General features: G+C 59.0%; 19 protein-coding genes and 8 pseudogenes. 10 read left to right on the top strand and 17 right to left on the bottom strand.

Annotation, left to right across the window (positions count from 1 at the left end; translation table 11 throughout):
• Window positions 1-270 precede the first annotated feature (270 nt).
• The 4 genes and pseudogenes from NKI70_RS27635 to NKI70_RS27620 form a co-directional block, all read left to right on the top strand.
• Window positions 271-1,266: pseudogene (locus NKI70_RS27635) on the top strand (IS30 family transposase); the annotation flags it as partial.
• 18 nt (window positions 1,267-1,284) lie between these two features.
• Window positions 1,285-1,725 (top strand): annotated as a pseudogene (locus NKI70_RS27630) (IS66 family transposase zinc-finger binding domain-containing protein); the annotation flags it as partial.
• Window positions 1,694-2,554: an IS66 family transposase gene (gene tnpC / locus NKI70_RS27625; RefSeq protein ID WP_352725555.1), complete on the top strand. Its 861-nt coding sequence runs from the start codon at window positions 1,694-1,696 to the stop codon at window positions 2,552-2,554. The pseudogene NKI70_RS27630 and the gene tnpC, both read left to right, overlap by 32 nt.
• 9 nt (window positions 2,555-2,563) lie before the next feature.
• On the top strand, window positions 2,564-3,151 hold the full coding sequence (locus tag NKI70_RS27620) for a UPF0149 family protein (RefSeq protein ID WP_352725553.1): 588 nt from the start codon (window positions 2,564-2,566) through the stop codon (window positions 3,149-3,151).
• A 77-nt stretch (window positions 3,152-3,228) separates the two neighbouring features.
• Here NKI70_RS27620 and NKI70_RS27615 read toward each other — a convergent pair.
• Together NKI70_RS27615 and NKI70_RS27610 are read right to left on the bottom strand one after the other, a co-directional pair.
• Window positions 3,229-3,765: pseudogene (locus tag NKI70_RS27615) on the bottom strand (terminase gpP N-terminus-related DNA-binding protein); the annotation flags it as partial.
• Window positions 3,766-3,864: 99 nt separating this feature from the next.
• Window positions 3,865-5,410 (bottom strand): annotated as a pseudogene (locus NKI70_RS27610) (ISL3 family transposase).
• Between the two features lie 80 nt (window positions 5,411-5,490).
• Here NKI70_RS27610 and NKI70_RS27605 point away from each other — a divergent pair.
• Window positions 5,491-5,759: pseudogene (locus NKI70_RS27605) on the top strand (response regulator); the annotation flags it as partial.
• 173 nt (window positions 5,760-5,932) lie between these two features.
• Complete coding sequence (locus tag NKI70_RS27600; RefSeq protein ID WP_352725551.1) at window positions 5,933-7,276, top strand: IS1380 family transposase; 1,344 nt, start codon at window positions 5,933-5,935, stop codon at window positions 7,274-7,276.
• Window positions 7,277-7,426: 150 nt separating this feature from the next.
• Here NKI70_RS27600 and NKI70_RS27595 read toward each other — a convergent pair whose 3' ends face one another.
• From NKI70_RS27595 to NKI70_RS27580, 4 genes are all read right to left on the bottom strand, one after another.
• Complete coding sequence (locus NKI70_RS27595) at window positions 7,427-7,579, bottom strand: hypothetical protein (protein ID WP_352725549.1); 153 nt, start codon at window positions 7,577-7,579, stop codon at window positions 7,427-7,429.
• Window positions 7,580-7,785: 206 nt separating this feature from the next.
• A complete protein-coding gene (locus NKI70_RS27590) occupies window positions 7,786-8,835 on the bottom strand; it encodes an FAS1-like dehydratase domain-containing protein (RefSeq protein ID WP_352725547.1) in 1,050 nt (349 codons plus the stop codon).
• A 155-nt stretch (window positions 8,836-8,990) separates the two neighbouring features.
• Complete coding sequence (locus tag NKI70_RS27585) at window positions 8,991-10,148, bottom strand: thiolase family protein (protein ID WP_352725545.1); 1,158 nt, start codon at window positions 10,146-10,148, stop codon at window positions 8,991-8,993.
• A gap of 10 nt (window positions 10,149-10,158) precedes the next feature.
• Window positions 10,159-10,623 (bottom strand): Zn-ribbon domain-containing OB-fold protein, encoded by a 465-nt coding sequence (locus tag NKI70_RS27580; RefSeq protein ID WP_352725543.1) that lies wholly within the window; start codon window positions 10,621-10,623, stop codon window positions 10,159-10,161.
• 1,067 nt (window positions 10,624-11,690) lie between these two features.
• Here NKI70_RS27580 and NKI70_RS27575 point away from each other — a divergent pair.
• From NKI70_RS27575 to NKI70_RS27565, 3 genes and pseudogenes are all read left to right on the top strand, one after another.
• Entirely contained in the window at window positions 11,691-12,929 is a 1,239-nt protein-coding gene (locus NKI70_RS27575) for a M24 family metallopeptidase (protein WP_352725541.1), read from the top strand.
• A 61-nt stretch (window positions 12,930-12,990) separates the two neighbouring features.
• Entirely contained in the window at window positions 12,991-13,209 is a 219-nt protein-coding gene (locus tag NKI70_RS27570; protein ID WP_352725539.1) for a hypothetical protein, read from the top strand.
• Between the two features lie 73 nt (window positions 13,210-13,282).
• Window positions 13,283-13,691, top strand: a pseudogene (locus tag NKI70_RS27565) (transposase); the annotation flags it as partial.
• Between the two features lie 152 nt (window positions 13,692-13,843).
• Here NKI70_RS27565 and NKI70_RS27560 read toward each other — a convergent pair.
• From NKI70_RS27560 to NKI70_RS27515, 11 genes and pseudogenes are all read right to left on the bottom strand, one after another.
• Window positions 13,844-14,563, bottom strand: coding sequence for a nitroreductase (locus tag NKI70_RS27560; protein ID WP_352725537.1), 720 nt, complete (start codon window positions 14,561-14,563; stop codon window positions 13,844-13,846).
• Window positions 14,564-14,928: 365 nt separating this feature from the next.
• Window positions 14,929-15,264: pseudogene (locus tag NKI70_RS27555) on the bottom strand (IS21 family transposase); the annotation flags it as partial.
• 291 nt (window positions 15,265-15,555) lie between these two features.
• The gene (locus tag NKI70_RS27550) at window positions 15,556-15,819 is read right to left on the bottom strand and encodes a transposase (RefSeq protein ID WP_352725535.1); all 264 of its coding nucleotides are present in this window, start codon (window positions 15,817-15,819) and stop codon (window positions 15,556-15,558) included.
• A 213-nt stretch (window positions 15,820-16,032) separates the two neighbouring features.
• Window positions 16,033-17,616, bottom strand: coding sequence for an AMP-binding protein (locus tag NKI70_RS27545; RefSeq protein WP_352725533.1), 1,584 nt, complete (start codon window positions 17,614-17,616; stop codon window positions 16,033-16,035).
• A 188-nt stretch (window positions 17,617-17,804) separates the two neighbouring features.
• Window positions 17,805-18,905, bottom strand: coding sequence for an ABC transporter ATP-binding protein (locus NKI70_RS27540; RefSeq protein WP_352725531.1), 1,101 nt, complete (start codon window positions 18,903-18,905; stop codon window positions 17,805-17,807).
• A gap of 419 nt (window positions 18,906-19,324) precedes the next feature.
• Entirely contained in the window at window positions 19,325-19,939 is a 615-nt protein-coding gene (locus tag NKI70_RS27535) for a hypothetical protein (RefSeq protein WP_352725529.1), read from the bottom strand.
• 191 nt (window positions 19,940-20,130) lie between these two features.
• Window positions 20,131-20,943, bottom strand: a complete 813-nt coding sequence (locus tag NKI70_RS27530) for an ABC transporter permease (protein WP_352725527.1) — start codon at window positions 20,941-20,943, stop codon at window positions 20,131-20,133.
• Entirely contained in the window at window positions 20,936-21,739 is an 804-nt protein-coding gene (locus NKI70_RS27525) for an ABC transporter permease (RefSeq protein WP_352725525.1), read from the bottom strand. Before NKI70_RS27525 ends, NKI70_RS27530 begins: the two co-directional genes overlap by 8 nt.
• A gap of 109 nt (window positions 21,740-21,848) precedes the next feature.
• Window positions 21,849-22,910: an ABC transporter substrate-binding protein gene (locus tag NKI70_RS27520; protein ID WP_352725523.1), complete on the bottom strand. Its 1,062-nt coding sequence runs from the start codon at window positions 22,908-22,910 to the stop codon at window positions 21,849-21,851.
• Window positions 22,911-23,338: 428 nt separating this feature from the next.
• The gene (locus NKI70_RS34070) at window positions 23,339-23,566 is read right to left on the bottom strand and encodes a hypothetical protein (protein WP_502898944.1); all 228 of its coding nucleotides are present in this window, start codon (window positions 23,564-23,566) and stop codon (window positions 23,339-23,341) included.
• Window positions 23,565-23,665: pseudogene (locus NKI70_RS27515) on the bottom strand (IS630 family transposase); the annotation flags it as partial. The pseudogene NKI70_RS27515 and the gene NKI70_RS34070, both read right to left, overlap by 2 nt.
• Before the next feature lie 645 nt (window positions 23,666-24,310).
• On the opposite strand from NKI70_RS27515, the gene NKI70_RS27510 reads away from it, so the two are divergent.
• On the top strand, window positions 24,311-26,314 hold the full coding sequence (locus tag NKI70_RS27510; RefSeq protein ID WP_352725521.1) for a CocE/NonD family hydrolase: 2,004 nt from the start codon (window positions 24,311-24,313) through the stop codon (window positions 26,312-26,314).
• The last annotated feature ends 281 nt before the right edge of the window (window positions 26,315-26,595 follow it).

Here is a 26,595-nt window from a genome sequence, read left to right as displayed (position 1 = left end):
AGAAATGTCCGGTCCCCGCGACCCGCCTTTCCAGACTTCCAATTCCCACAAATCTCGTGCGCATGCACAACGGACCACCCATAAGCATCTTTCGTAACCTAGCCTTTTTTGTTCCGATAACGAAAAAAAGTATCATGGGAGTTGAGTTTATTTCGCACCCGAAGCGCAGAAACGCGGTCTCAATGATCGATGCAACGTTTGATCAGCAAGAGCGGGGAGGCCGGTTGCAGGTCAGTTCCCGGTCAAGCGGCCAGGTCCATCAGCTCGATGTCATTAGTCGGATCCTCGGCAAAGCCGCTCTCCGGGCGGTACTTGTCATTGGAAGAGCGTGAAGAATCGCAGGGTGCAGGGCCTCTCCATGCAGGAGATTGGGTGCCGCCTCGGGCGGGCCGCCTCGACTATCTCCCAGGAAACGCGGCGCAATGCGGCAACGCGCAGTGGCGGGTTAGAGTATCAGTGACGACTGCCCAGTGGCAGGCGGATCGATCGGCACGGCGGCCTAAACCGACCAAGCTTGCGCTCCAAGCTTGCGCTCAACGCAACATTGCGCACTTATGCGAAGGAGACGCTTGCTGGGGTCGTCGTGAGCGAGTGGCACGCCCGTTCCTGGTCCTAACGTTTCGTGGAATCCACTGGGAGGGCCCGCGAAAGTATCGGTGATGGGCCAGGGGCCTGGACCCCTGAGCGGATTGCCCGACGCTTGCCGATCGACTTCTCGGATGACAAGACGGCTCATCAGAAACGACGGGATCTATCAAGCTCTCTTCGTTCAGGGTCGGGGAGCGCTGCGTTGGGAGCTGACTGCCTGCTTGCGAACGGGACGCGTGTTACGGTCCCGCGAGAGCACGTAGGCAGACGAGGTAAGGGCTTTGTCTCGGACGAGATCATGATCAGTCAGCGCCTGCCAAAGCGATCGATCGCGCGGCGTTCGGACATTGGGAGAGAGACCTCATACTCGGTCTTGTCAGCTCGGCAACCGGCACGCTGGTCGAGCGCACGACGCTGCTTCACGATGCTACTTCATCTTCCCCGGCTCGCGGGACATGGACAAGCTCCGCGCATGAAAAATTGCCCTGCGCTCTTGGGACATGGGGCCGCAACCGTGCGCGACGCTATTACGCGCATAATCATTTCCTTGCCCGAAAAACTGCGTCGTCCGCTGACTTGGGATAGCGCGCAGAAATGGCCCAGCATGATTGCCTGAAGATCGACGCCGGTGTCCACGTTTACTCCTGCGATCCGCAAAGTCCTTGGCAGCGCGGTACAACGAGAATACCGTTGCCGATGCGCAAGCTCAACCCGAACCTGCCGCGCAAGAGGATCGTTCACGAACCGTCGTGCGCATGCTGCCCGGGCTGCGGCGGCGCTTTGCGCGCCATGGGCCAAGATAGCGAGGAGATGCTCGATCTCGTCGCCCAGGCCTGGCAGGTGATCGAGACCATTCGACCCAAGTACAGCTGCCGGACCTGCGATAAGATCATCCAGGCGCCGGCACCAGCCAAGGCCATTGCACGCGGCAAGCTCAGCTATGCCGCGCTCGCCCACATCATGATGGCGAAGTGGGGTTATCATCTGCCGTTCTATCGCCAGAGCCAGATGATGGCCGCCAAAGGCGTCGATATCGAGCGATCCACGCTTGCGCGCAGCGCCGGCTACGCCGCCGCCCTGCTCGATCCGATCTACAACCGGATCCGTGAGATCGGTTGTACCCGCACCAAGATTCACACCGACGACACGCGGCTTCCGATCCTGGCGCCGAGCACCGGCAAGAACCCACAAGGGCGCGCTCTGGGTTTACGTCGCCGACGACCGCAACTCGGGCTCGCAGGAGCCGCCGCTCGCCTGGTATCGCGCCATCATGGGCCGCGCTGGCGAGAGCGTGCTGAGCGAGCTCGCCGGATTTGCCGGCACGCTTCAGGCCGACGGGTTCACTGGCTACAATCAGCTTTACAAGGGCGGCGCCATTCGAGAAGCTGCCTGCCTGGCCCATCTGCGCCGCAAGATATTCGACGTTCACGACAGCCAACCGACCGAGCTCAGCACGACGGCGATGGCCGGTATCCAGGCGATCTACCGGATCGAGGAGGAGATCCGGGGGCTGCCGCCGGCCGAGCGATTGGCCGCACGACGAAAGCGGACCCGACCACTGGTGCGCGCGCTGCGACGACAGCTCATGCGCCAGGGCAAGGGTTTGTCGCACCATGCCGATATCGCCAAGGCCTTCGCCTATGGCGCCAAGCGATGGCGCGCGTTCAACCGCTTCCTCTATGATGGCCAGCTCGAGCCCGACAACCTGATTGCGGAGCGGGCCATTCGCGGATTTACGGTCGGCAGGCGCAATTGGCTTTTCTCGGGCAGCTTCGCCGCGGCCGAGCGGTCAGCGGTCGTGCTCAGCATCATCGAGACCTGCAAGCTCTGCGGCGTCGATGCCGAAGCCTACATGGCCGATGTCACCGAGCGCATCCAGAACGACTGGCCAGCCTCGCGCTGGGACGAACTGATGCCGTGGAACTGGGTGCGCCGCCAAGAGATGCCGCTCCCCTTGGCGGCATGAGCGCGATCGATGACATGGCGCTGCCGGACGAGGCGCACGAGGCCTGGATGGCGGCCAAGACCAACCCCCGCCCGCTGGTGCGCACCATGTCGGCGGCTGGATGGCTTCGTCACGGCGGCGGTCACCGGGCCGCGGTTCGCGGACCCGCAAGACTGGATGTGCCCGCTCATGGGGCTGCCGCGCGACGTCCTGGCCAAAGGCTCTGGCACCCATCACGCCGTGTTTGCCAGCGTCGCCAGGATCCACAACCGGATCAACGAGACGCTCTTCGACAGACCGCAGGATTTTGCGCCCCGCTTCGCCGCCAAGCCCAGCGGCGGCATCGACCCGCGGCCGTGGTGCCAGGGCTTCTACGCAGCCATGAATCTCAACATCAAACGCTGGAAACGGCTACTCGACCTCAACAACCCCAATCACGGCCTGCTGCTGCCGATCCTGATCTACTGCGTCGACAAAAAGGGGCGGCCCGTCCTTGGCAAGCCCAGGCCGGGACCCGAGACCGCGCACTTCATCGAGCACGAGGCGTACAAAGACATCGCCCTGGTCATCCCCGCCATTCGAGAACTCCACTATGTTACCCACCACCACCCAGAGTGATCGGCGCCGGCGCGCTGACCAACGAGCGACCTAACCATCAAGACGGCTTCGGGAAAGGTGCCTTGGCGCACCGCTTACGCATCGAACACCATCTCCTGCGTCTCGCGCGGATAAGCCCGCACGAACATCATGCGGCTGTGGCAGAGCCGGACATGGGCCACCTTCACGGTCACCGTCACGCCGTTGATGAGGACGATCTCGTGGCTCCAGTCGAACTGGTAGGCGTCGCCGGGCGGGAAGAACAGCGGCACATAGGCGTCCTCCGACGCCGACCCTTGCGCCTTCGCCCAGCTCTTGGCGCAGCGCCGGACCGCATCATAGCCGCCTTCGTAGCCGAGCCGGTGAAGCTCTTCGTATATCCGCACCAGCGTCAGGCGGTCACGGCCGGACTTCCCGCGGTTGCTGCTCAGGAGCGCATCGAACTGGTCCTCCCAGGGTCCGATCTTCGGCATCGGCTGCCGCTCGCGCTCATAGGAGAAGGACGTCTCGTCAGACCAGAGGATCTTGCGCACCGTGTTGCGCGACAGATGAAGGTCCCGGCAGATCCGTTTGACGGACCAGCCCTGAACATAAAAAGCGCGCCGAACACGGGCAATCGTATACACCGACTTCATCCCCCCTCCATCCGCTCGCCGAGACAAGCGGATGGTCGCAGATCGCCATCAACAGGGGGGTCAAAATTGGGTCTGTCGCACTCTCGCTGCGGCCACAGCCTAAGTTGCACCGACGAGGCGCGCCTGAAGCAGATCAACCTTAGCGCGGCCGTACATTTGCCGCTTGACTTGGTGATCTGGCCTTCTGTCTGGCCATTCGACCACGGAGAGACAATGGCGTTGCGGACTGCGGCGATGTCCTTTTCGACCCCGTTTGCAAAGGAGCCGACGAGGCTTGCCTTCGCGCCCTCGAGCCAAGCGTCCAGTTTTGTGACGGCCTTTGATCGGATCATCTGCTGAAAGTCGTCGATCAGCGTTCGCGCGGTGACGAGGTCAGGAACATTGCTCTCGATTGCCGCGATCAGTACAGCGTCTGATTTGGACAGGTCGTCACGCACCAGCGTCATGAGCCTGGCAATGCTTCGTGCCGAAGGCGTGCGGGCAAGTGCGCTCTGATCGGCCCTTTCAGCAAGGCGTCTGCGCCGTGCCCATCAGAGACGACGCCGATCTGGCGACGAAAGCCTTCCTTACGCATTTCGCGCCAGAGCGCCGAAGCATTGCGCGCGCCTTGGTCCCAGCGGCCGTCAAGCCAGGGAAGCCATTCCTCGAGCGAACTCTGCCGGACGCGAAACATGTCGGAGCGCTGACCGCGCAGGACGCAGCGGACGAGCTTGCGGCTATGTCCGGTACGCTTGACGATCTGCTTGATCGGCACACCCTGCTTCGACAATTCCAGAATGGCCTCGTTTGTCTCCTGGCGACGCAGATATCCTTCATATTGCAGCCGCTCGGCATAGGTGAGAAGCTTTGGATCGATGATGGTGCTGCCGACGGTCTTTCGGATATGCCGCATGGACTTGCTGACTGCATCAAGGAAAGCGCGGCTGGCGTTTTCCATCAGATGCCAGCGGTCGGCCACCTGATCGGCATGAGGCAAGGCCTTGGCGATCGCCTCGCCATATCCGCCACCCCGATCGCGAGCGACAGTCACAATGGAAGGATGGTTCGCCAGCCAAGCCTGCGATGTCGCCTGTTCACGATCAGGCAGCAATGTCACTGGCCTGCGGCGCTCAAGATCGCAGGCGATCGTCCCGTATCGTTGGCCGCGCCGGAACGCGAAGTCGTCGATGCCGATGATGGCGAGCTTGTCGCGCGGCGGTTCAGTCCGCCGGCGCACGACACGCAACAGGGTATCGTTGCTCACCGGCATCATCAGGCGATCGGCAAAGGCTGCGGCAGGCCTTCCGCCCAGCGCCAGTCCCAAGTGATGAACGATGGTCTCAAGGCGTCCGGTTCTCCGCGATAACGGGGCTAAAACATCGGCGCCAAACCGCTCGGCAAAAATGCGGCGGCGGCAAAGAACGGCGTCGCACCAGAAACGGCGAACCGTCACCCGCAAGACCACCCGCCGGCCAGCGATGGGCAGATCGGCGGCTTGCCGCGTATATCGGCTCTGGGGCCGGCGTGAACTCGTCCCGCAGCACGGGCACGTTGCCGAAAGCGCCGTAGCGCGCACGTCAAGAAATACACAATCCGTGTTGATTTCGGCATACTCGACGAGCAACCCCGCTGGCACCAGTCTCGTTGACCCAAATCTCTGTTCCATCGCGCTGATTCCCTCTCGAAAATTGCGCGACATCACCCTCCACATGCAGCGAGATTGAGTCTGACCCAAAATTGCACGCCGAAACACAATTCAAGGGCGATATCGAGGACTATGCCGCCCCCATACTCGATCTCGGCTTGCCGCAGATGGACGGAATGTCGGTGCTGAAGCGCTGGCGAGCGAGCGGTTGTGACTTTCCGGTGTGCTCGTGCTTACCACGCGGGGCTCCTGGAGCAAGCGCGTGGAGGGGATCGACGCCGGCGCCGACGACTATCTGCCGAAGCCTTTCGCAATGGAGGAACTGCTGGCGCGATTGCGCGCCATCCTGCGCAGCGCAAGCGGCTCAGCTCCAGAAAGCGCGAGAAGTATGAGCCCGCCGGAGCTTCGGGATGGGTAACTAACCCGTCTTATGCACGACGACCGGTCTGAGAGGCTGGCGGATGTAGCCTAAGCGATTGATTTGGCGTAGGATTCGGTTGTCTAAGCTAACCCTGCCACCGCCTCTCGCGAGCCACACCCGCCATGACCGATGATACGTTGCTGCCGCTCTCATTTCCAGCCGTTGGACGCAAGAAGATCACAGCTGCGTTTGACGGCGGGCGCATCACCTCGGATGGTGGTGTCATGCTTTTGGCCGCGGCCGAGCGACGCCTGCAACTGGCCGACAGGCTGGCCGCCGCGATCCACGATCCGCGTGATCCAGCGCGGGTGACGCACGCCATTGCCGACATTGTGCGCGCCCGCATCTTTGCGATCGCATGCGGCTACGAGGATGCCAACGATCTCGACCGACTGCGCACCGACCCGGCCTTCAAGCTCGCCTGCGGGCGGCTGCCCGACAGCGGGATTGATCTGTGCTCGCAGCCGACCTGCTCGCGCCTGGAGAACCTGCCCGACCTGCGCACAGTCATCCGGCTCGGCTGGGTGCTGGTCGATCTGTGGCTGTCGAGCTATGCCGCGCCGCCCAAAAGCGTCACGCTCGACATCGACGACACGGTTGATGTCGTTCACGGCCATCAGCAGCTCTCGCTCTTCAACGCCCATTACGACGAGCGCTGCTTCCTGCCGATCCACATCTACGACGCCGCGACCGGACGCCCGGTCGCCATGATCCTGCGTCCTGGCAAGACCCCGACGGGCAAGGAGATCCGCAGCCATCTGCGCCGGCTTGTCCGGCGCATCCGCGCCCGCTGGCCGACCACCCGCATCCTGGTCCGCGGCGATGGCCACTATGGCCGGGCGGAAGTCATGGCATGGTGCGAGAACAATGCGGTCGACTACCTCTTCGGATTGCCCGGCAACAAGGTTCTCCAGCGTCTCGTTGATGAAGCCGCCGACGATATCCGCACCCGCCGCGCGCTCGAGCAGAAGCCGGTGCTGCGCGGCTATGCCGAGACCCGATACAAGGCGAAATCCTGGAAGACGCAACGCCGCGCCTGCGCCCGCATCGAGGCAACCACCCGCGGCCTCGACATCCGCTTCGTCGTCACCAATCTCGACAAAGGCTCCGCCGAGCATGTCTACGACGTGATCTACTGCGCGCGTGGCCAGGCCGAAAACCTGATCAAGATGCACAAGAGCCAGCTCGCCTCCGACCGCACCAGCTGCCGCTCACCGATTGCCAACCAGGTGCGCCTCGTCCTGCACACCGCCGCATACTGGTTGATGCTCACCCTACGCGAGGCGGTGCCCACGACCAATCATCTCAGCAACGCCGAGTTCGCTACACTGCGGCTCAGGCTTCTCAAGCTGGGCGCCCGCGTTACCGAAACCGTCTCGCGCATCCGCCTAGCCTTCGCCGCCGCCTGTCCCGAGGCAAGTCTGTTCCGAGCGATTGCCATCACGCTGCAGCCCGAAGGGCCATAAGCGCCGGGGCATCAAAGCCCCGCCGAACCGACACCTTGACCCTCCAGCGCGTTCCAAAGTCCAGTCTCAGCTGCGGTGGAAAAGACGCCTCACACCTTCATGACCGAACGCCCAGCGGCAAGGACCCAGGCCGCTCGTGAATAGGACGGGCTAAACGGTCCCCGGCCCGCGTTTCTTCACGAGCGCCCGCAGGTTCATCACCTCGTCGGTCATCGGTGTTCCTTCCAGGAAGGGATTGCTGCGTCCCGGGATGCTCCCGTACTTCCTCCTCAGGCCCTTCTCCACGAGGATATACTCGCGCATCCCACGCTGGTCAGTAGTTTGCAAGTATAAGGCCAGCCTAAAATTCCTTTTTTCCAGAACTCCAGCTCCAACGAGGGGAACCTGCCGGAGCTCATCTCCAGCAGCTCTCCGTGATTTATCAAGTCCTTCTCGCAGAGGGTCCAATTCAGATTATAGATTGCAATCTATTCGTCCGAAAAGACGAATTCCACGGTTCATTCTCCTCCTCATTTGGTGCCGTATTGGAAGAGCGTCATGAAAATTCTTCCGGTGATATCACCTAGCTGGTTCTTGTAGATTTCCTTGAAGGTCACAAAGTATCCGTCTCCCAATCGTGTGCGCTTGCGCGGACTGCAAGCAGCCAGAGAGGAAGTCATTGAGACGGTATCTCCTGGACGGTATGGGCTGCCGCATTCGAGGGTGATCTTGGGCACGATGATCTCGGACACACCTGGCATCCGAAATTGCGCCGTGGCTGACCCGCTTGCCATGTTCGGCCACGGCGGCTGATCGGGATTGTCGACATCGGGGTGCCTGATATCCGGCCCTTGCTGGTGGGCACGTGGCTGGATCCACGTAAGCAGTGAGACTGGCGGAGCGATCATGCCGCCGAAACGGCTACGGGCCGCATACTCCGTCGGGGCATACAAGGGGTTGGCGTCTTGTACAGCATCTGCCCATAGGCCGATCTGCGCTTCGCTGACGGGGTAGACCGCCTGCCGCACCAGCTCACGCCCGTACCACTCTTTTGCCTCGGCCGGCATGGCGGGATCCGGATCAGGCAGTGCCTCGTCTTCAAGTGATGGCGAGATGGCGTCACCTCGTCGCGAGGGCATCGCGAGCCACACGGTCGAGAGTGCTACCACCCCGATCTGGTTCTCGATCTTAAGTTTCAGCTCGACCCGCTCAGGATCTGTTGACTTGCCAGTCACTGTTCCTGAGACGATCGCGGTGTCACCGGGGATGAGCTGATCTACCATTTGCAGGTCAAGGGAAATTACGAAACTTTCCGGTCCCGACCAGTCCGTTGTGAAGCGGGAGAACAGTCCTTGGAAGAACATCGTGTTGACAAACGGTCCACGCATGCCAAGCTCTTTGGGCTGGGTCGGATGATGGTGGTAGGGGAAGAAATCTCGTGTCCCCGCTGCGGCAATTGCCATGGTCTTCCAAGTTATTGGGAAGCGCAGCTGCTGCAGTTGCGCACCCACCTCCACCTCCTCCCAAGTGAGATGATTGCCTTTTGACTCCCAAAGTGTCTGAATAGGATGGGTTGCCATCATTAAACTCCCAAAGTTCCTGAATAGAGTTGGCCACGGAGCAGCCTCTCCGGGTGGCGCAGTTTATCGTTGAACCGTCCTACCGGGCGTTTTGGAGCGCGCGACAAGGCTCCGTTTACGCGGCTTGCCACGCCTTCCGCGAGTTCAATTGTTTCTCATGCTTCACTCGAGAAGACTAAGCCGACACACTCCATAGGCGATCCGACACAGGCCAGCGCGATATTTGCGCCTGTGACCTGACGCTCGCCGGAGCGGCCCATAACCTGCATCGCACTGTCCATGATATGCGGCACACCCTGAATACGGCCACATCCCTGGTTGCCTCCTGAGGTGTTCAGGGGAACGTCCGGATCGGCGATCCAGGCCAGTCCGTCGCCCTCGGAGCAAAACCCCATGGCGTCGGCGTAATAGGCAACAAAGGGCGTGTAGCCGTCATACAGGTTAGCAACATCAATATCCTTTACCGTGACACCCGCGTTCGCATAAAGATGCTTTCCCATACGTCGGGCCACGTCGATCTCGTGTTCCACTCGCGGAGAGAAATACACCGGCGAGAAAAACTCGGGGCAAATGGCGCTGCCGAGAACATAGGCCGGTCGCTGAACCAGAGACTTCGCGCGATCGGCTGAGGTAATGACAAACGCTCCGACCCCCTGGACGGGCATGTCGCAGTCGAGCAGTCCCAGCGGTTCACTAATGGGGCGAGCGTTCAAGTAATCGTCCAGCGTCAGGTGCTCAGGACTGTGCTGGCGCCAGTAACTGTTCGGATTTTTCAGGCCGTATTCACGGTTACGAACCACGAACTTGCCCAACTGCTCCTTCGTGCCACCGTACTTATGCATATACCGTCTCAGTTGTTGCGCCGGCCTAACCGGGCCAGTCAGACCATAAGGAAACGACCATTGATTGTCGCCGTGGACGATCGGCTGATCGGTGCGACCATATCTGCCGGTAGGGTTATGCAAGGCGCGGAAAACAAGTGCGAATCTGCATTCGCCCGCCGCGACGGCGTTTACCGCTTGATCAAAAGCTTGAGCCACCAGATAACCGCCTACGCCCGACCAGCTTGGGTTCAGCTTCAACGCATTGATCATAAACCAGGGGCTCACGATCTCCAGTCCGTCCACCGCGCCGGCTCCCGCGGCCGGGTGCTCCGGAGAGGTCGTAACCCCATCGATGTCCTTAACCTCAAGGCCGGCATCCGCGATTGCGGCCAGAGCTGCATCCACGGCCAGTTTCCCAAGCGGCTCGTCTGCCCGGCGATAAATCTTTGAATGCCCCACGCCGACAACGGCAACCTTAGCCCGCGCCATCATTTACCCCTTACGCTTCTGCTGATTCAAACTGCGGAATGAAAATGCCCTCGGCGATCTCGTCAAAGACGACTGTTACGGGCATGTCGTGTCGCATCTCCTCCGCCACCGTTCCGGGCATGTTCGAGAGAAGGAATACGCCAGGTGCATCGTTCAACTCAATTGACGCAACAATATAAGGAACCTTGTCTTCAAAAGCGGCGATACGTGCGCCTCTGACTATCGCCCAACTATAGACCTTCCCTCTTCCGCTTACTTCGGTGAAGCTCAGTTTGTCAGAACGGCAATGCGGGCACAAACCGACTGGAGGATGGTGAAATTCCTTGCATTCATCGCATCTTTGAATTGCCAGACGCCTGCCGTTCGCGGCCTTCCAAAACGGAGCACTTAGGCGATCAGTTTGATCGGGCATCGGAACTGGAGCCGAATTCCGCTCCGTCTTTGTTGCCTTTGCGTTGGTGGTATCATTAACCATTCCATATCCTCAACAAATGCGCCCGCGTTATCGTCGCCAAAGGCAGCCTTAGCTCAAACCTCTGAACCAATGGCGTTTTAGGTCAGCGGCTATCAGCGCTGAACTTTTTCGAACTGAGTCTTTCAACCGTCTTAAACGGCAGCCTGAGTTATTCCTGTGGCCGATGACAACATGCAGGAAGGCCTGTGTGAAGCTGAAATAGATTCACCTGGCAGGCGATTTTTTTTCGCTATTATCGACCCACACGCGTGATAGGAGGTGGTCCTTTGGCTGCTGCCGTGTTCTTGGGTAACACGATAAGGTGTTTAACGGAACTGGAGGGCTGGGAATGCAAGGAAGTTCAGCCGCGAGCTCAAGCTTTCGGCAGCGTTGGTCCGGCAAATGGTCTTCTGCCTCGGCACGGCTATGAAAAGCGCATAGGGCCGGTCGGCATGCTGCGCCGCTTTGGAGCCGATCACCTGACGGGTGGACAGCCTCCGCTCCCGGCATCAAGCTGTCATAGTGGCTGTCATAGTGGCTGTCAGAAGTCCAATAGGGAGTGCCGTCCATGGAGAAGGTTTTCACAGTCGGTCTGGATATTGCCAAGCAGGTCTTTCAGGTTCATGGCATCCGCGCATTGTCCTCTGCTGGATCAAAAGTTCACGGGCTCGATGCAGCACGAAGTTGTCAGGTTGTCGGGAGCGTCCAGCTATACGGATGAACGCAAGGATGGTGACTCCGATCTTTGAAGATTCGTCGCAGACCAGCTTTCAACGAGCCCCATCGACATCCTCTTCCACTGATCAGACCAAGCCTGGATGATGCAGTTATTCCGCCCAAAGTTGAAAGCTGCCGCAAAATTTGTTGGGCGAATTGCTGGGTTGGGACTGCGAGCGGAGTAAGCGGGGGTGGAAAGTAGATCGCATGCGTCAAAAATTCATGCTGATTGGGTGCCGCAACCCCCCAATAGCCGAGCTAGCCGGTTCACAGAGGCGAGTGCTCTTCTTCGCGGTCCACTTCGCGTAGCGCATTCCGGTTCGTAATGTAGAGACCCGTCCCCGCATCTACAGATTGAAAGATGAGAGAACATGGAACACACGGCGGACATTTCAGTAGTAGCAGATGATTGGAGCCTGCTTTCAGCGGTCCGGCCAATCCCGGACATCAATTTCGAACGCCTGATGACATATAGGCTCGCGCGTATTCGCGAACAATTGAGCTTGCGCTCGATACCCGCCTGCGTATTAATCAGCCCAATCAGCCAGCGCTATGCCGCAGATATCCGGCGCTGGCCGCTTTTCCAGGCCCATGTGCCCATGACCTATCTCTACATTGCCGCTGAAGGGCCGGTAATCAACTTCGGATCGGCAGACAGCACTAACCCGGACGGATTTAGTGTCATCGACGAAAAACGTCCGGCGCGGAGTCTGGACTATTTTTCCGGCGGACCGCGAATGCAGGACGATGCGGTGCTGTTCGCAGCAGAGTTGAAGGCGCTCTTGCGTGAAACCACAGACGAAAAGCAAATCGCTGTGGAGTATGTGAATCCATCCGCAACGCAGGCGCTGATGAATGCAGGGCTACGTGTCGTGGATGCGCAGCCCCTCATGGAGCATGCCAGGGTGGTCAAGTCGGAAGACGAGATTGAATGCATGAGATGGTCGATCGCCGTCGCAGAACATGGTGTCGCTAAGATCGCCGAAGTGCTTCGCCCAGGTGTGAGGGAAAACCAGCTTTGGGGTTTGCTCAATTATGCCAATCTAGCCAATGATGGCGACTGGCATGACACGAGACTTTTGTCGTCTGGGCCGCGCACAAACCCATGGGGTCAGGAAGCCAGCGACCGGTGTATCGAAGCTGGTGACTTGGTCGGCTTCGATACAGACATGATAGGACCGTTTGGATATTGCTGTGATCTGTCACGGACCCTGCATTGTGGACCCGTTGCACCGACACAGGCACAACGCGACCTCTACAAGCGGTCTTACGACGAGATTCTCGCGAACACCGCTCTTCTGAAGGCTGGAAGGTCCTTCCGTGAGCTCAGCGAACAGGGGACGGTGCAACCCGAGCGGTTTCAGCGCTACTCATCCTTGATGCACGCAGTGGGCCTTTGCGATGAATACCCGCGCATCCCGTTTTGGAAAGATTGGAATAATAAAGGCTATGATGGCGAGTTGGAGGCAGGAACCGTGATGTGTGTCGAGAGCTATTTAGGGGAATATGGCGGCTGCGAAGGAGTCAAACTGGAGGAGCAAGTGCTTATAACAACGGAGGGCATAGAGATATTAACTCAGTACCCTTTCGAGGACAGGCTTTTGGCTTGAACACCGACTGTTCGGAGCTCCCTAGCGTTGGAAAACACATGCCAAGAGATTGAGGAGGTCGGTGGTAGTGGATCGCGATGAGCGCGTGATCCTGTTGGGAGAAGATGTTCCAATCTATGGCGATCACAAGCTTACTGAACGGTTTGGCAAGAACCGGGTTTGGAATGTGCCTATATCGGAAGGTAGTTCTACCGGCCTCGAAATCGGCGCTGCCATTAACGGTTTGCGACCGGTGACCTCACCTGTGCCAGCTTCGTCTACTTGGCTTAGGAAGCTCTGATCCCTGAAAACTGGATCGTTCTAAAGTGGAGTTTTCCGCGGTAACGTCCCTTGGCTGGGAGGAGCGGAAGACGATGAAGGCATCGAAGTTCTCGGACGCGCAGAAGCCGTTCATTCTGAAGCAGGGGTCTGACGGAATCCCCATCGCGGAGATCTGTCGTCGGGCGGGGTCAGCCAGGCGACGTACTTCAACTGGAAAAAGAAATACGACGGACTGCTGCCGACTGAGATGAAGCGGCTGAAGCAGCTTGAGGACGAGAACGGCAAGCACAGGAAGCTGGTGGCCGATCTGTCCTTGGACAAGGAGATGCGGGACGTCATTCGCCGAAAACTGTGAGGCCTGGTCGCAAACGGGAGCTGGTGGCGCAGACGTGTGATGAGTGGAACGTGTCGATCCAGCGGGCATGCCGGGTTCTGGAGTTCGACACGTCGACCTATCACTACAAGTCCCGCCGCCGCGATCAGGCCGGCATCGAAGCTCGGAAACTGACATCGGCAATCCTCCTCATTGATACAACCAGCGTGATGCCCCCGACGGCACCTCCGTCGCTGTCGGGTTCCGCGGGGCGGATGGGCTTCCCCCCACGTCCAGCTGCCTCATCCCCTCATCCCCTCATCCCGGATAGCCAAGCCGGTCAATCGAGCCAGGCTACTGCCTCGTCGAGGCCCGCCCGCGAGGTCCGGAAGCCATTAGCCGGATGGTCCAGGTCCGCGTAGCCGAAGGCGATGCCGCAGACGAGCAGTTGGTCCTCAGGCAGGCCAAAATAGTTACGAACGAAATTCGGATGCGTGGCGAGGGCGGCCTGCGGCACCGAATGCACCCCGTGGCTGAGCGCGGCGAGTGTGAACATCGCGACATAGCCTCCGCAATCCACCGCACCGTAGACGCCGAGGTCACGGTCGGTGGTGATGAGCACGAGATGGGGCGCGCCGAAGAAGCGGTAGTTCTGCAGCGCCTGTTCGGCGGAGGCCTCGCGGTCGCCTTTCTTCACCCCGACGCTGTCGTAGAGCTGCCAGCCGCACTCACGCCGCCGCTGCTGGTACTTGCCCTTGTAGGCGGCGGGAAAATCGAAATCCGGCACGCCCGACTGCGTCGCAGCGACGGTCCGATAGGCCTCGGCAAAAGCACGCGTCGCCGTGCCGGAGAGGACGAGGCTCTGCCAGGGCTGCGTATTGCACCAGGACGGGGTTCTCTGTGCCGTGCTCAGGATGGCCTCGATGGTCGTCCTCGGCACAGCTTCTCCGCGAAAGGCACGGCAGCTGAAGCGAGACCTGATCAACTCCCCAAACAACTGCGCCGCCACGTCGACGGAGGCGTCGCGGTCAGCGGATGCTCGAAAATCTGTTGCGGTCATCGTCTGTTAGTCTCCTATTCTGGCTATTTGCGGTCCGATCACAGGAGAGCGTTCTGAAGCGCTACTCCTTCGCGCCAATCGCGACGGAGAGAAGCTAATCTGTGCCGAACCTGCAGCGGCTAATTCATAAAAAGAACGTTGGCGGAAACGCGCCCGCCCGGCATAGTTCGGTGGTCGGCATAAACCGCGCCTCAACGACATCGGCCCGAAAGCTTGGCTTGCCATCGGCGTTCGACCGACTTTGCGCGATCTACTGAGGTAATGACAAACGCTCCGGCTCCCTGCACGGGAACGTCGCAGTCGAGCATTCCCAGCGGCTCACTGATGGGACGTGCGTTCATGTAATCGTCCAGCGTCAGGTGCTCAGGACGGTGCTGGCGCCACTGGTACGGCTTGGGCCCGTTCTCGGGACGGATGGCAGCGAGGTAACGTTTCACTGCCGTGTAGGCGCCGAAATAGCCGAGTTCACGGATCTCGCGGGTTAGGCGCGTCGCGCTGAGATCGGGAAAGGCGGTCACGCGTTCGCGGAGGAAGTCCATATACGACGCCAGTTTGCTTGGCAGGCCCACCGAGCGCGGCCCGTAGACCGGCGCCTCGACGCCGCGATCGATATACTTGCGCACGGTCTTCGGGTCGCGCCCCGTCCGCCTGGCAATGGCGGTGATTGAAGTGCCCTGTCGATGTAGTTCCAGTATCATCATCTCATCATCAGCTCTCCAAGTCGAACCATCGCCGCCTCCTCGCCCAGAGGACATGGCACCGATGGCGGCTCGGTTCATTCCGGCGGAGCTAGCCCCGCCGGAATGAACCGAAAGGCAATGCCAATCAGGGAATTTTCAAAGCCCACTTTCAGGGAGAATTGCAGGACCGATGACAACCCTCGCACGCCGCTCGGAATCGGAACCATCGCGGCCCGAGCGCGTCCAGTACGCGCCGCAGCGCCTCGGTATCCACGTCGCGATCGACGCGGGACGCGGCGCCCGTCGCCAAGCTCAATCTCGATGATGCCACTCCTCCGGCGGCGATGTCGGCCGGAGAAGCCGATGATGCCGGCACCTCAACGGCAGGCGCGCAACCGCGAAAACGATCTCGACCGGGACCAACTGCGACGAACCGGCATCCACCCGGTCCCACAAGTCCCTGCGCCATCGTAAGCGCTGGCTGACGTGAATGCCCGCCGATCGCGCGACTTCCGACACCGACACGCCAGGCTCAAGCGACGCCGCGACCAGACGCTCCTTCTCCTCCTTGACCAACTGCGGCGTCTCTCAACCCCCGTGATCACCTCCACCCGCGGCATCGTCAAGGGCCAGTCCTAGGATTATTCCTAAGACTTTCGACGTTCGCACTCAGCCCGCAAGACGGCCTTCACCGGACGGACGGATACATTTTTGTCAACCACTTGATAATCCTACCGCCAGGTGACGACCAGACATTTGTATAAACATACCGGCCTCTAACCTATTTGGTCATTGATGGCGCTTAAGCACTATGCCTTCTTCCTCCCTGTCCCAGAACCGGTCGCCTTGGGGAAGAGATCTCAGGCCTCGCTTGACGATACTTCCTTTGTCCGACTTTGGCATCTCATCGACGATCTCAACATAACGAGGAACCCAGAAAGACGGCATCTTTTCAGCCAGGAATTTGATGAACTCCCGGAAATCGAAAGTCTTGCCAGGTTTAAGGGTGAGGTAAGCCTTAATCTCATCGCCGCTAGTCACTTCATCCGGAACGGCGACTACCGCACACTCCAATACGGCGTCATGGCGGTAGATATAGCTTTCGACTTCTTGCGACGAGACGTTCTCCCCGCGACGCCGTATTGAGTCCTTGACCCGGTCAACGTAGAAGAATTCCCCGTCCGGGGTGCGACGGCCAAGATCGCCGGTGTGGAGCCATAGGTTCCGCCACATAGCCGCAACATCCGGCTGCTTGGTGTAGCCGAGCATCATGGAATACGGTTTCTTCGGCCTCACCACGATCTCGCCAATTTCGCCGTCAGGCAGTTCCCGATCCTCAGAGTCAAAGATCCGAACGTCGAAATCGTCACGCGCCCAACCGAGTGCACCGGGCTGCGCCCGCCCAAACGGTGCGACGACAGGGATTGAGGCCTCGGTCATGCCATAACACGTCGACACTTGGTCGATATTGAACCGCTTCTTGATGGCATCAATGTCATTCAGGACTGGCGCTATCCGGAGACGGCGAACGCTGTGGGAGCGGTCGTGTTCGCTGGGAGGCTGGCGGTTCAGGAAGTTCATCATAGTACCGTTTATTCCCACATACGTCGCCCCGCATTCCTTTGCTGCCTTCCAGAAAGTTGTGGCGCTGAACCGCGGGAATATGACAGCTGTCGCCCCTACCAGCGCCACGTTCAGGACAACCTCGATGCCCCCTATGTAGTAAATGGGGTACATCACGGGTACCACGTCGCCCTCGCGGGCTTCGGCCACATGCTCCGGATCGGCGAAGCTGATCAGGAGCCCATGAGGGACGATCACGCCCTTTGAGCGCCCTGTGGTTCCCGAGGTAAAGATGATCGCCGCTGGATCACCCGCCTTTACAATCGGCGAGAAGTCCGCAGGGATTTGTTGTGGGACCTCTTCAAACGCAACAATGCCCGCCTCGAACCCGGTGTCTGCGTTCTCGACCTCCCGCACTATGACGCGAGCAGGCTTCCACTCCGGTGCCGCTGCGCTGAGACGTTCGAGATACTTGCCCTCGGCAATGACCGTCATCGCTTCAGAATTCTCTATCACATTCTGTAGCGAGTCACCCTTGTAGGCTGTATTGGCGGTCACAATCGTGCCGCCAATGTAGTTGATGGCGAACCAAGTGATCGGAAAATCGCAATGATTGTCCATCATGACTAGCACGCGGTCACCGGCCTGGACCCCGAGCGCCCGCAGCCCGGCAGCGAATTCCCGGACCTTCCTGATGGTCTCTTCGTAGGTCAGAGTGGTCCTATTATCGACGAGGAAGCGCTGGTTCGGCCAACGCTCGGCTGCCCGCGTTAAAGTTGCCGGAACTGTTCGGACTTCGAAATGCGACACTCTTGTAGTCCTCTTCCTTGCGCTGACCTCTAGGCCAGACACGTCGTTCGAAATTGGCAATGAACCGACTGGCCACCGCTATAGGCCTTCCTGGCTATGCTCGGAGCGGCGGCCCATTGCGGCATCTAAGACCTACAACGGCGGCTAGGTCCGCAAGCACCGAAACCGCGGTGCGGCGGGGTAGTCGTTCATTCATCGAGAACCACCGTATCTGACGATGACCAGCAAAGTCGCACCCGCGACCCCGGCTCGGGCCTCGAGCGGGCGCTACTGGACACCATTTTTGCCGTGATGGTTAGTCCATTGTCGGTGTGGGCCGTTACCCGCGTCATACCGCCGATGAATGAAGTGCTTACGATTTCGCCAGTCAGGGCACTGTCGCCATTCGCGACGGGTTCCTCAATGGTGCTGATGCGCACTTTCTCGGGTCGCACCATTACCAGCAGTTCCGACCCTTGGGTACATCTTCCGCTAGGAACAGCAATAGATTGGTTTCCGGCGATCACCATCCGGCCACCATCATTCATCCGTCCAATGAACAGATTCGATTCACCGATGAATTCGGCCACGAAGCGGTTGCGGGGCTGGAAGTACAATTCGTCCGGCGTGCCAAGTTGAGCGATTTTGCCCATACTCATCAGGCAAATGCGGTCGGACATATTTAACGCCTCTTCTTGATCGTGCGTGACATAGATGATGGTCGTTCCCAAGTCCTTGTGGAGACGTTTGATTTCCACCTGCATTTGATCGCGCAGATTCTTGTCCAACGCCCCAAGCGGCTCGTCCATCATGATGATCGCCGGAGAATAGACAATGCAGCGTGCAATACCGACGCGCTGCTGCTGCCCGCCGGATAATTGACGCGGTTTCCGATGTTCAAAGCCGCGGAGGCCGACGCGTTCGAGCGCCTCCGTGACCTTGGCGTGGATTACATTGGTATGTTGGCGGCGCGCGCGTAGGGGATAAGCCACATTCTCGAAAACCGTCATGTGCGGCATAAGCGCGTAATTCTGGAACACCATCCCGATCCCCCTCTCGCGTGGAGGCATTCGGGTAATATCGCGCCCATCCAAGTGAATGACGCCCGTTGTTGGTGCGGTCGCGCCCGCGATGAGGTTGAGGAGCGTGGTTTTGCCGGAGCCTGACGGACCAAGAAGAGTTAGGAATTCGCCCTGCTCCACGTCTAGATCGGTCGGATGCAGGGCCGTCACCGTTCCATACGTCTTCGAAATTTGCTTTAGATCGATTGCGTGCGGCGTACCGGCGCCGATGCAGTTGAGATGACGCATTCAGTTCACTCCTTCACCGGAACGCTATAGGCAAGACGGAGGCGTCCGGCGTGTCGGCTACAATGACGTGGGCGCCTTCCGCTACGAATTCGCGGGCTATGGTCTCGCCGATCCCCAAGGGGCTCCAGTGACGGTCGCCACCTTGTCCTTCAACTTCAACGTTCTCCCTGTCATGCAAGATGTCAAGCTTTAGCAAAGTGGAAGCGGTTGACCTCCTCTGAAGAGGCTGCTTCTGAGGTGGCAGAGCAGCGCCTATAACGTTGGTCCGCGTGGGGCGCACCGCGGTAGTTGCAGAGCCCTCACTGTATCGACTGAGTGTCGTAGCTTCCCTATGCGCCAGCGCTACCACAGCCACTTTCCTTCATCGGTGATCGTCCACACTTCGGCGATTCCCTGCGGATTCGTTTTGGTGTCTCCCATCATCTGCGCGAACTCAGCCGTGAATTGGGTGCCCAATAGCCGCCTTCCAGTGCGAATGACGTCGTTTGCCGCGTGAACGCCGAAAGCTCATGAAGGACGATCATGGAATGTCGCAAATAGTCGACACTGAAGTTATAGCCGCCCTTTAGCCAGCGAGCTTCCGGCAAAATTTCAGGGTTCAGTCCTCGAGCCGTGTCAGGAACGAACTCCGGTGATGACTCCACCCACCGGATACCCTCGTCCGGGCGCAGATCATGGTCGTACTCGTAGAAATAACCCTCGTCATAGAGGTGGCCGTCAGCAACGGACCCGGTTAACACCCAATCTAGACGCGGGGAGCAAAGAGGCTCGCTATTGCGCGGATGACTGATCGAAAACATGGTGCGGCGGATCGTGGCCGGCAATAGCGACGCCGCGATGCCAAGGTAGGTGGCCCATGGTGTCATGTATCTAATCCAGGCTTTCCTCGGGCATGGGATGACGATCTGCAGGTTCAAGCCGCCGATGGAATTACTGAAATAGTGGTACATCGCCGCCGCGACCGCGGTTGGCTCATCCTGGATCTCAAGCTTATCGAGAGCCGCCAAGAAATGACCCTTCTGCTCCGCAGTCATAAGCAGGCGCCAGGCATCCGCAAGTGCTGTCTCGCCCCTTTCACGATAGCAAACGGCGGCAACCCCGAGAGTATCATCCACGGGAACTTGGTGGCCAGGGAGGTCCGCCTGCGAAGCTCCTCGAGCGGCTCCTGTTTTTTTTGAGGCATCAGAGATTGCTTCCTTCTCTTAAATTCGGCCTGTTGTGCTGACTAGTTTTCGATTGGCGTCGGTGTCCTGAAAGCGATCGCAACGATGGAGACGAGAAGAGAGATTGCGGTCAGTAGCGTCGACACGGCGGCAATGACTGGTGATAGCTCGTACTCTAGTGCGCTGAACATTTTTACCGGCAGGGTGATTGTGTCGGGGCCGGCCAGGAACCAAGAAATGATAACTTCATCGAACGACAGCAGAAAGGCGAAAAACGCAGCGCTTACGAGCGACGGACCGAGCTGGGGCAAGACCACGGTCAGGAACATGCGTGCCGGCCCCGCCCCCATCAATTCCGCGCCGAACTCCAGATTGCGGTCGAGTTTCTGGACGCCCGCAATGATCAAGAGGACGACGAAAGGCAAGATGACCACCACATGCCCGACCACGAGGGATAGCGTTGTTCCGCCGATTCTAAAATAACTGAGGTACAGATAAAGCCCAAGAGCGGTAACAATGCCGGGGACGACAAGCGGACTCATGATTATTCCGGTAATGAGACCCTTGCCGATGAATTCATGGCGCGCGATCCAATAGCCCGCAGGCACACCGGCAAGCATAGCCACCGCCGTGGCTCCCAGTGCAACCTTGAGGCTCTCGAAAAGCGGCCCTAGCCAACCGGGAGAGTTGAAGAAGATCCTGAACAGGTCGAGTGAGTAACTCGTCGGTGGGAAATCCAGCGCATTTGTCGGGCCGAAGGCCATCGGGACCGTGACCACGATCGGAGCCCAGAGAAACAGATAAATTGTCATCGCCAGCCCGGTTCCCATAGCACGGTAGCGACGCGCATGCGGGTCACGAATGATATCAGACACGAGCAGCCTCCCACACCTTGCGCCGGCGCCAAAGCGCAAGAGGAACGGTGAAGATGAAAACCATGCCGAGCAAGACCACGCTAATGGCTGCGGCTTTGGGCCAGTCCAGCACCTCTCGGTTGTAGAAGTCGACGAGATTCGATAGCATTTGATCCTGCGGCCCGCCGAGCAACGCGGGAACTATGAACGCGCCCAAGGACATCATGAAACTGCTCAAAAGAGCGACGACTAGACCTGGCAGACTCAAGGGAACGGTAACCGTCCAGAAGATGCGGCCGGGCTTAGCTCCCATGATAGCGGCGGCGCGGTAGATCGCCTCGTCGATAGCCAGCAGGCTGGCGAGAACAGGCAGGACAACGAGCGGAATGAGAAAGTTGGTCATGCCGACAAGGAGGCCGACGCGATTAAGCACAAGCGGCAGATGAATGGTGCTATCGAAGATCCAGCTGAGGATACCGTTGATAATCCCGTCGCGCCCCAAGATGATCGTAAACGCGAAGCATTTGACCAGAATACTGGTCCAGAACGGAAGTATGACAAGCACCATCAAAATTGTCCTGCGCCGAGCAGGTTGACGAGCAAGGTGTAAGGCGACAAGGAATCCCAAGAGCAAGCTCAGTAACGATGACAGACAAGCAATCACTAATGTTGTCGTCAGGGTTTTCCGAAATAAGCTGCTCGTCACGACCTCGCCGTAACTGGCGAATGACATGGCTGATCCATCGACGCTGGTATAGAGGACATACAATAGAGGCGGCAAGACAACTGCGGCCGCTATCAAGATGGCCGGTGACATGAACATTGCCTGCGGGCGAATGCTGCTAATCCGATTCATGAGCCCCCTAGCGGGTTGTGTGATGTTATGGGGTTTCTGGGACGCCCTCCCGTCCCAGACCATGCAGGAATCAGCTTAGGACCCATTCCTTGAAACGCTGTGACAACTCTTCGAGATTGTCTGCCCAGTACGCGTCGTTGATAACGAGATGGTTAGCGTTAGTAATGTCTGGCTGCCATTTGCGAGCCTCAGCCGAGATCATCGGAGCGGCTTTTTTGGACACCGGCGCGAAGCCGCTCGCGTCCGAGATTCGCGCCTGCACTTCTGGACGCAGAAAGTAGGCGACTAATTTCATCGCATTTTCCTTGTTCGGTGCGCCCTTGAGCACCGCCAGGCCTTCGGACCCGAGCAAGTTTTGTTCAAAGGAGAAGGCCACGGGCGTTCCTCCGCCCGGTTGGTTCGTCGCTTTGATGCGATTGGCGTAGGTGTAGCTGAAGTCAACCTCGCCTGTCTGCAAAAGGGCAAGACGCTGGGTAGACGTAGATGCCCACGAGGCAATGCTTGGCTTGATACGATCAAGTGCCTTGAAGGCGCGATCGGCATCCAGCGGATAAATGTCCTTTGGTGCCACGCCATCGGCGAGAAGCGCTGCCTCCAGCGTTTCCTCAGCGGAATTGGGGAGAACGCGGCGTCCCGGGAACTTCTTCAAGTCAAAATATTCGGCAAAGTTCGTTGGATGCTTTCCGGGGCCGTATTTCTTCGGATCCCATGCTATGCCGCCGGCGAAAAAGGCATACGTGACGCTGTCGGCCGCGGGTGGGACCGACATATTCTCGAGGTCAAACATCGAAGGATCCAACTGCTCCCAAAAGCCCTGCTTGGATCCAGAACGGAGTGTTGGGCCTCCAGCATCAAAAACGTCCCATGCGACGTTGCCGGTAAGCATCTGGGCCTTTACTTTCGCGAGGTCCGGTACGGGGACGATGTTGATTTTTATGCCCGTTTCCTCAGTGAAGGGCTTGAGGGCAGCCTTCTCCAACGCCTCTTGAAAACTTCCGCCGTAAGCGGTGAACGTTATCGAATTGGACGCTGCCGCGGCACGCGAGGCCTTGATCACCATTGGCGCCACGAGTATGTTAGCTGATCCGGCAAGGAAGGTGCGCCGTGAAATTGTCGGTGTGATTTTCTTCATGACTATTCCCCTGTTTTAGGCAAAGGTTCTTTCGTGAACCTTCGGAAACATAAAGCTGTCGAGTGCGAGCCGACACATTTGTGAGTACACAATTGGCTACTCATGCAAGACTTTCAGCGCTAGGCCAACAGGATGGGTGTTCCTCGCCCCCACGGCATTCTCCGTCGCTGCACAGAGGCAGTTTATATATACGTCCGACACGCCGTCCAAGCGTTGCCCCGTCCCATCATCGCCATACGCCGTCTCCAATTAGCGATAACATACCTTCATTCGAATGTGAGCCGCGAAAAAGTAACCTGCGGGATGAGATTATTTCGGATTCCGCCGAAGCCTTTTTCAGGGCTCCGTTACAGCATTGCCAAGGGTATGGTTCCCCGAAATTAGGCCAAATGGCGATTATCTGGTTGAACTGATAATCGCGGGCCAGGTTAAGGAGCAGTTGACGAACATGATGACTCTACTTGTGCCTTCAGCAGCATAGCGACGTTTTCGGCGGTAAATTTGAAAACGCGCCGGTCGGGGATGCGCTCGGCGGAGATAGGATACTTCGGCCGCCGCGGATCGATGCCGGCGATCCGGAATCGCTCGCATCCGTTTGAATTCGCGTCCGGCGTCCGAAGGTGCCATCCATACCGTTCCGAGGGGCGACCACACATGCCCATGCGGCACGCCGGGCCGGTAACGCTCGCCGCGCGGCGCTCTTCCGCGCACACGCGCCATCTTCTTGGACACCCCGTCTCATCTATGGCAGTCAACTGGCCGTGACCGCCGCTGAACTTGATGCCCTTCTTGAGACGAAAGCGGATATGCGTCGGATCGACTTGGTCGAGCTTTTCCGCTGCCTCCAGTTCCCAGCCCCATTCGGAGCCCGGCTTGTAGCGCGTCAGCTTCGAATAAATGCAGTTCATCACATCCCTTTCGCACCTTGGCCACGAAAGCAGGACCGAGTTTGGTAAGATTGGCATAGGACCGCGCTTTGAGCACCTTGCCTTCGGCTGCCCAGATGGCCTGCGAGAGCGGCATGCCCGAGGCGACGATGCCGCCCCCGAGCGCGGCGCCAGCTTTGAGGATGGTTCGGCGGCCACAGTTCCTGCTTTGGCAGTCATAATCTGGGCTCCCCTTTTTGTTCAGCGAATTTCAGTCCCTAGTCGCCGCTTTCAAAGTGACAGCGAATCTATAGCAAGGGGTTTCAGAGTCTCACCGTCGAATAAATGTAACCTGCCCGTTGACATTTCTTCGATTGCGCCGGCCGCAGCTCATCTTATGAGTCGCGGCATCCTGCATGCCCGCTGGGATGTGAAGGGGATCCGGTCATCTTCGCTGACCACCAAACGCCGGTTGGCCCGACGGGACGTCTGTTTGAACTCAAGAAGCCCGGGTGGTTGACAATGAGACCTGCGATGGGATCGCGACCTGTTACTCAAATCGAGAACATCTGGATTCCGATGTCCGACGGAACGAGGCTAGCGGCGCGCGTGTGGTTGCCTGCGGATGTCGAGCACAGTCCGGTGCCAGCACTGCTGGAGTACATTCCCTACCGAAAGCGAGATGGTACGCGTCTGCGCGATGACGTAGCGCAACTGTACCTGGCGTCGCATGGATACGCTAGTGTGCGGCTGGATATCCGAGGATCGGGTGACTCAGAGGGATTGCCGCAGGACGAGTATGTGCAGAAGGAGCAGGACGACGGGGTTGAAATCATCGCATGGCTCGCCAGGCAGCCCTGGTGCACCGGCAAGGTCGGTATGTTCGGGCTTTCATGGGGCGGTTACAGCGCTTTGCAAGTGGCTGTCCGCCGTCCGGCTGAACTCAAGGCGATCATCGCGGTTGGTGCGATTGACGACCGTTACGCGCAGGAACTCTATACGGGCGGTTTAATTAATGACGCTATGCTCTTCGGGTGGGGTCTCGCTTGGCCCGCCCTTTGTGCGCGTCCACCGGATCCAGCGATCGTTGGAGACCGCTGGCGCGAGATGTGGATGCAGCGCCTGAATAATCTGGATTACTATACCGCGGACTGGCTTGCCCACCAGCACCGCGATGAATTTTGGAAGCATGGGTCGATCAGTGAAGACTATGGCGCCATTCAATGTCCCGTTTATGTAATGGGAGGTTGGGATGATGCTTTGCACCGCGCGATACCAAGCATGCTTGCCAACCTTACCTGCCCTCGCAAGGGGCTGATGGGTCCGTGGGGTCACGGATATCCTGACGCTACCGGTCCAGATCCGAAAATGGACTGGCTCGCCGAGGCGCTGCGCTGGTGGGATCACTGGCTCAAGGACATCGATACCGGCATCATGGCCGAGCCGATGTACCGGGTGTGGATGCAACAAGAGCCAATGATGCGTGGCGTGCATGAGATCCCCGGACGGTGGGTGGCCGAGGAAAGCTGGCCATCGCCGCGGATCACGCCGCGCAAACTCTATCTCACCAAGGACGGACTGGGGAGCAATGCCGGTGCCGAAGTCGCCCACGATCTCAAACCTTTGCAGACGGTCGGAATAACGGCGCCGCGCTGGCATGCCTATATCGACCCCGAGGTGCCGACCGATCAGCGCGTTGACGACGCGCGCTCACTGACATTCGATACCGAGCCGCTCGAAGAGGATTTCGAGATCCTCGGACAGCCGGTGGTCACGCTCGATCTCGCGGTCGACACGCCGGTCGCGGCCCTAGCCGTACGGCTCAATGAAGTCGAGCCCGACGGCCTGTCGAAGCGGGTCACCTATGAGGTCCTCAACCTGACCCACCGCAACAGTCATGAGTTTCCCGAGCCGCTCGAGCCCGGCAGGCGCTATCGCATCCGCCTGCCACTGCAGGATTGTGCCCATGTTTTCAAATCCGGCAGGCGCATTCGAATTGCAGTGTCGACGACCTATTGGCCAGCCTTTTGGCCCTCGCCAGAACCGGTGACGCTGACGGTTTATGCCGGTCGCTCCGACCTCGAGCTGCCGGTGCGACCAGAGCGCGCCGAGGATGCGCAGTTGAAGCCGTTTGGTCCGGCCTTGGTCCCGGAACCCACCTCGGGACGCACGGTCCTGGAGGAAGCGCCGGCGCCGACCAGAACCCATGAATGGGATGTCGCAACCAACAAACTCACAACACGTACCGTCCAACGCGACGGACGCTACAGGATAGACTCGATCGGCACGGAGTTGTCAACGACGGCCAGCGAAGTGACCGAAATCCTTGATCACGACCCGACCAGCGCAAAAGTCGCGAGCCGGTACACCACGTCGTATTTGCGCGGAGCGGACTGGAACGTGCGCATCGAGAACGATCTGCGCATGAGCTTAACCAAGGACAACTTTTCGCTCATCGCCAACATAAAGGCATACGAAAACGACAAAGAAATATTTTGCAAGACGTGGGATCGCACAATACCGCGCCTGCTTGTATAAGGCGGGGCAACTCAATCTTTTGGCCGTCGACCGCATCCGAATGCTGTGACGACCTGGACCCGATTGAGGAGATCCGTGCGGCTCGGCTGCCACGTTCGCGAGCGGAGTGAGCTTTGCCGTATAGGCAATCTGACGCGAGAGGTTGTACGGCGGCGCCGCGATGATGGGCAGAGCGAGGTGTTGGTGATGCCTTAGACTAGACTAGTGCGCGTCCATAAACGGCAAGCTGCTGATATTATTGAATGAATCCTGATTTTGGGTAGGCAAGGCCCGGCGGGTTC

The sequence above is a fragment of the Mesorhizobium sp. M0500 genome (genome assembly GCF_040321165.1).
Classification (GTDB): domain Bacteria; phylum Pseudomonadota; class Alphaproteobacteria; order Rhizobiales; family Rhizobiaceae; genus Mesorhizobium.
Note: the sequence above shows the minus strand (reverse complement) of the source record. Positions and strands in the feature narration are given on the sequence as shown.

Excerpts from the sequence above, each read along its gene's own strand:
- NKI70_RS27525 (WP_352725525.1), bottom strand. The coding sequence starts at position 21,739 with ATGTCACCGGCCATCTTGATAGCGGCCGCAGTTGTCTTGCCGCCTCTA.
- NKI70_RS27510 (WP_352725521.1), top strand. The coding sequence starts at position 24,311 with ATGGGATCGCGACCTGTTACTCAAATCGAGAACATCTGGATTCCGATG.
- NKI70_RS27590 (WP_352725547.1), bottom strand. The coding sequence starts at position 8,835 with ATGGCAACCCATCCTATTCAGACACTTTGGGAGTCAAAAGGCAATCAT.
- NKI70_RS27575 (WP_352725541.1), top strand. The coding sequence starts at position 11,691 with ATGGAACACACGGCGGACATTTCAGTAGTAGCAGATGATTGGAGCCTG.
- NKI70_RS34070 (WP_502898944.1), bottom strand. The coding sequence starts at position 23,566 with ATGTGTGGTCGCCCCTCGGAACGGTATGGATGGCACCTTCGGACGCCG.
- NKI70_RS27585 (WP_352725545.1), bottom strand. The coding sequence starts at position 10,148 with ATGGCGCGGGCTAAGGTTGCCGTTGTCGGCGTGGGGCATTCAAAGATT.
- NKI70_RS27560 (WP_352725537.1), bottom strand. The coding sequence starts at position 14,563 with ATGACCGCAACAGATTTTCGAGCATCCGCTGACCGCGACGCCTCCGTC.
- NKI70_RS27540 (WP_352725531.1), bottom strand. The coding sequence starts at position 18,905 with ATGCGTCATCTCAACTGCATCGGCGCCGGTACGCCGCACGCAATCGAT.
- NKI70_RS27580 (WP_352725543.1), bottom strand. The coding sequence starts at position 10,623 with ATGGTTAATGATACCACCAACGCAAAGGCAACAAAGACGGAGCGGAAT.
- NKI70_RS27535 (WP_352725529.1), bottom strand. The coding sequence starts at position 19,939 with ATGACTGCGGAGCAGAAGGGTCATTTCTTGGCGGCTCTCGATAAGCTT.
- NKI70_RS27600 (WP_352725551.1), top strand. The coding sequence starts at position 5,933 with ATGACCGATGATACGTTGCTGCCGCTCTCATTTCCAGCCGTTGGACGC.
- NKI70_RS27595 (WP_352725549.1), bottom strand. The coding sequence starts at position 7,579 with ATGCGCGAGTATATCCTCGTGGAGAAGGGCCTGAGGAGGAAGTACGGG.
- NKI70_RS27620 (WP_352725553.1), top strand. The coding sequence starts at position 2,564 with ATGACATGGCGCTGCCGGACGAGGCGCACGAGGCCTGGATGGCGGCCA.
- NKI70_RS27520 (WP_352725523.1), bottom strand. The coding sequence starts at position 22,910 with ATGAAGAAAATCACACCGACAATTTCACGGCGCACCTTCCTTGCCGGA.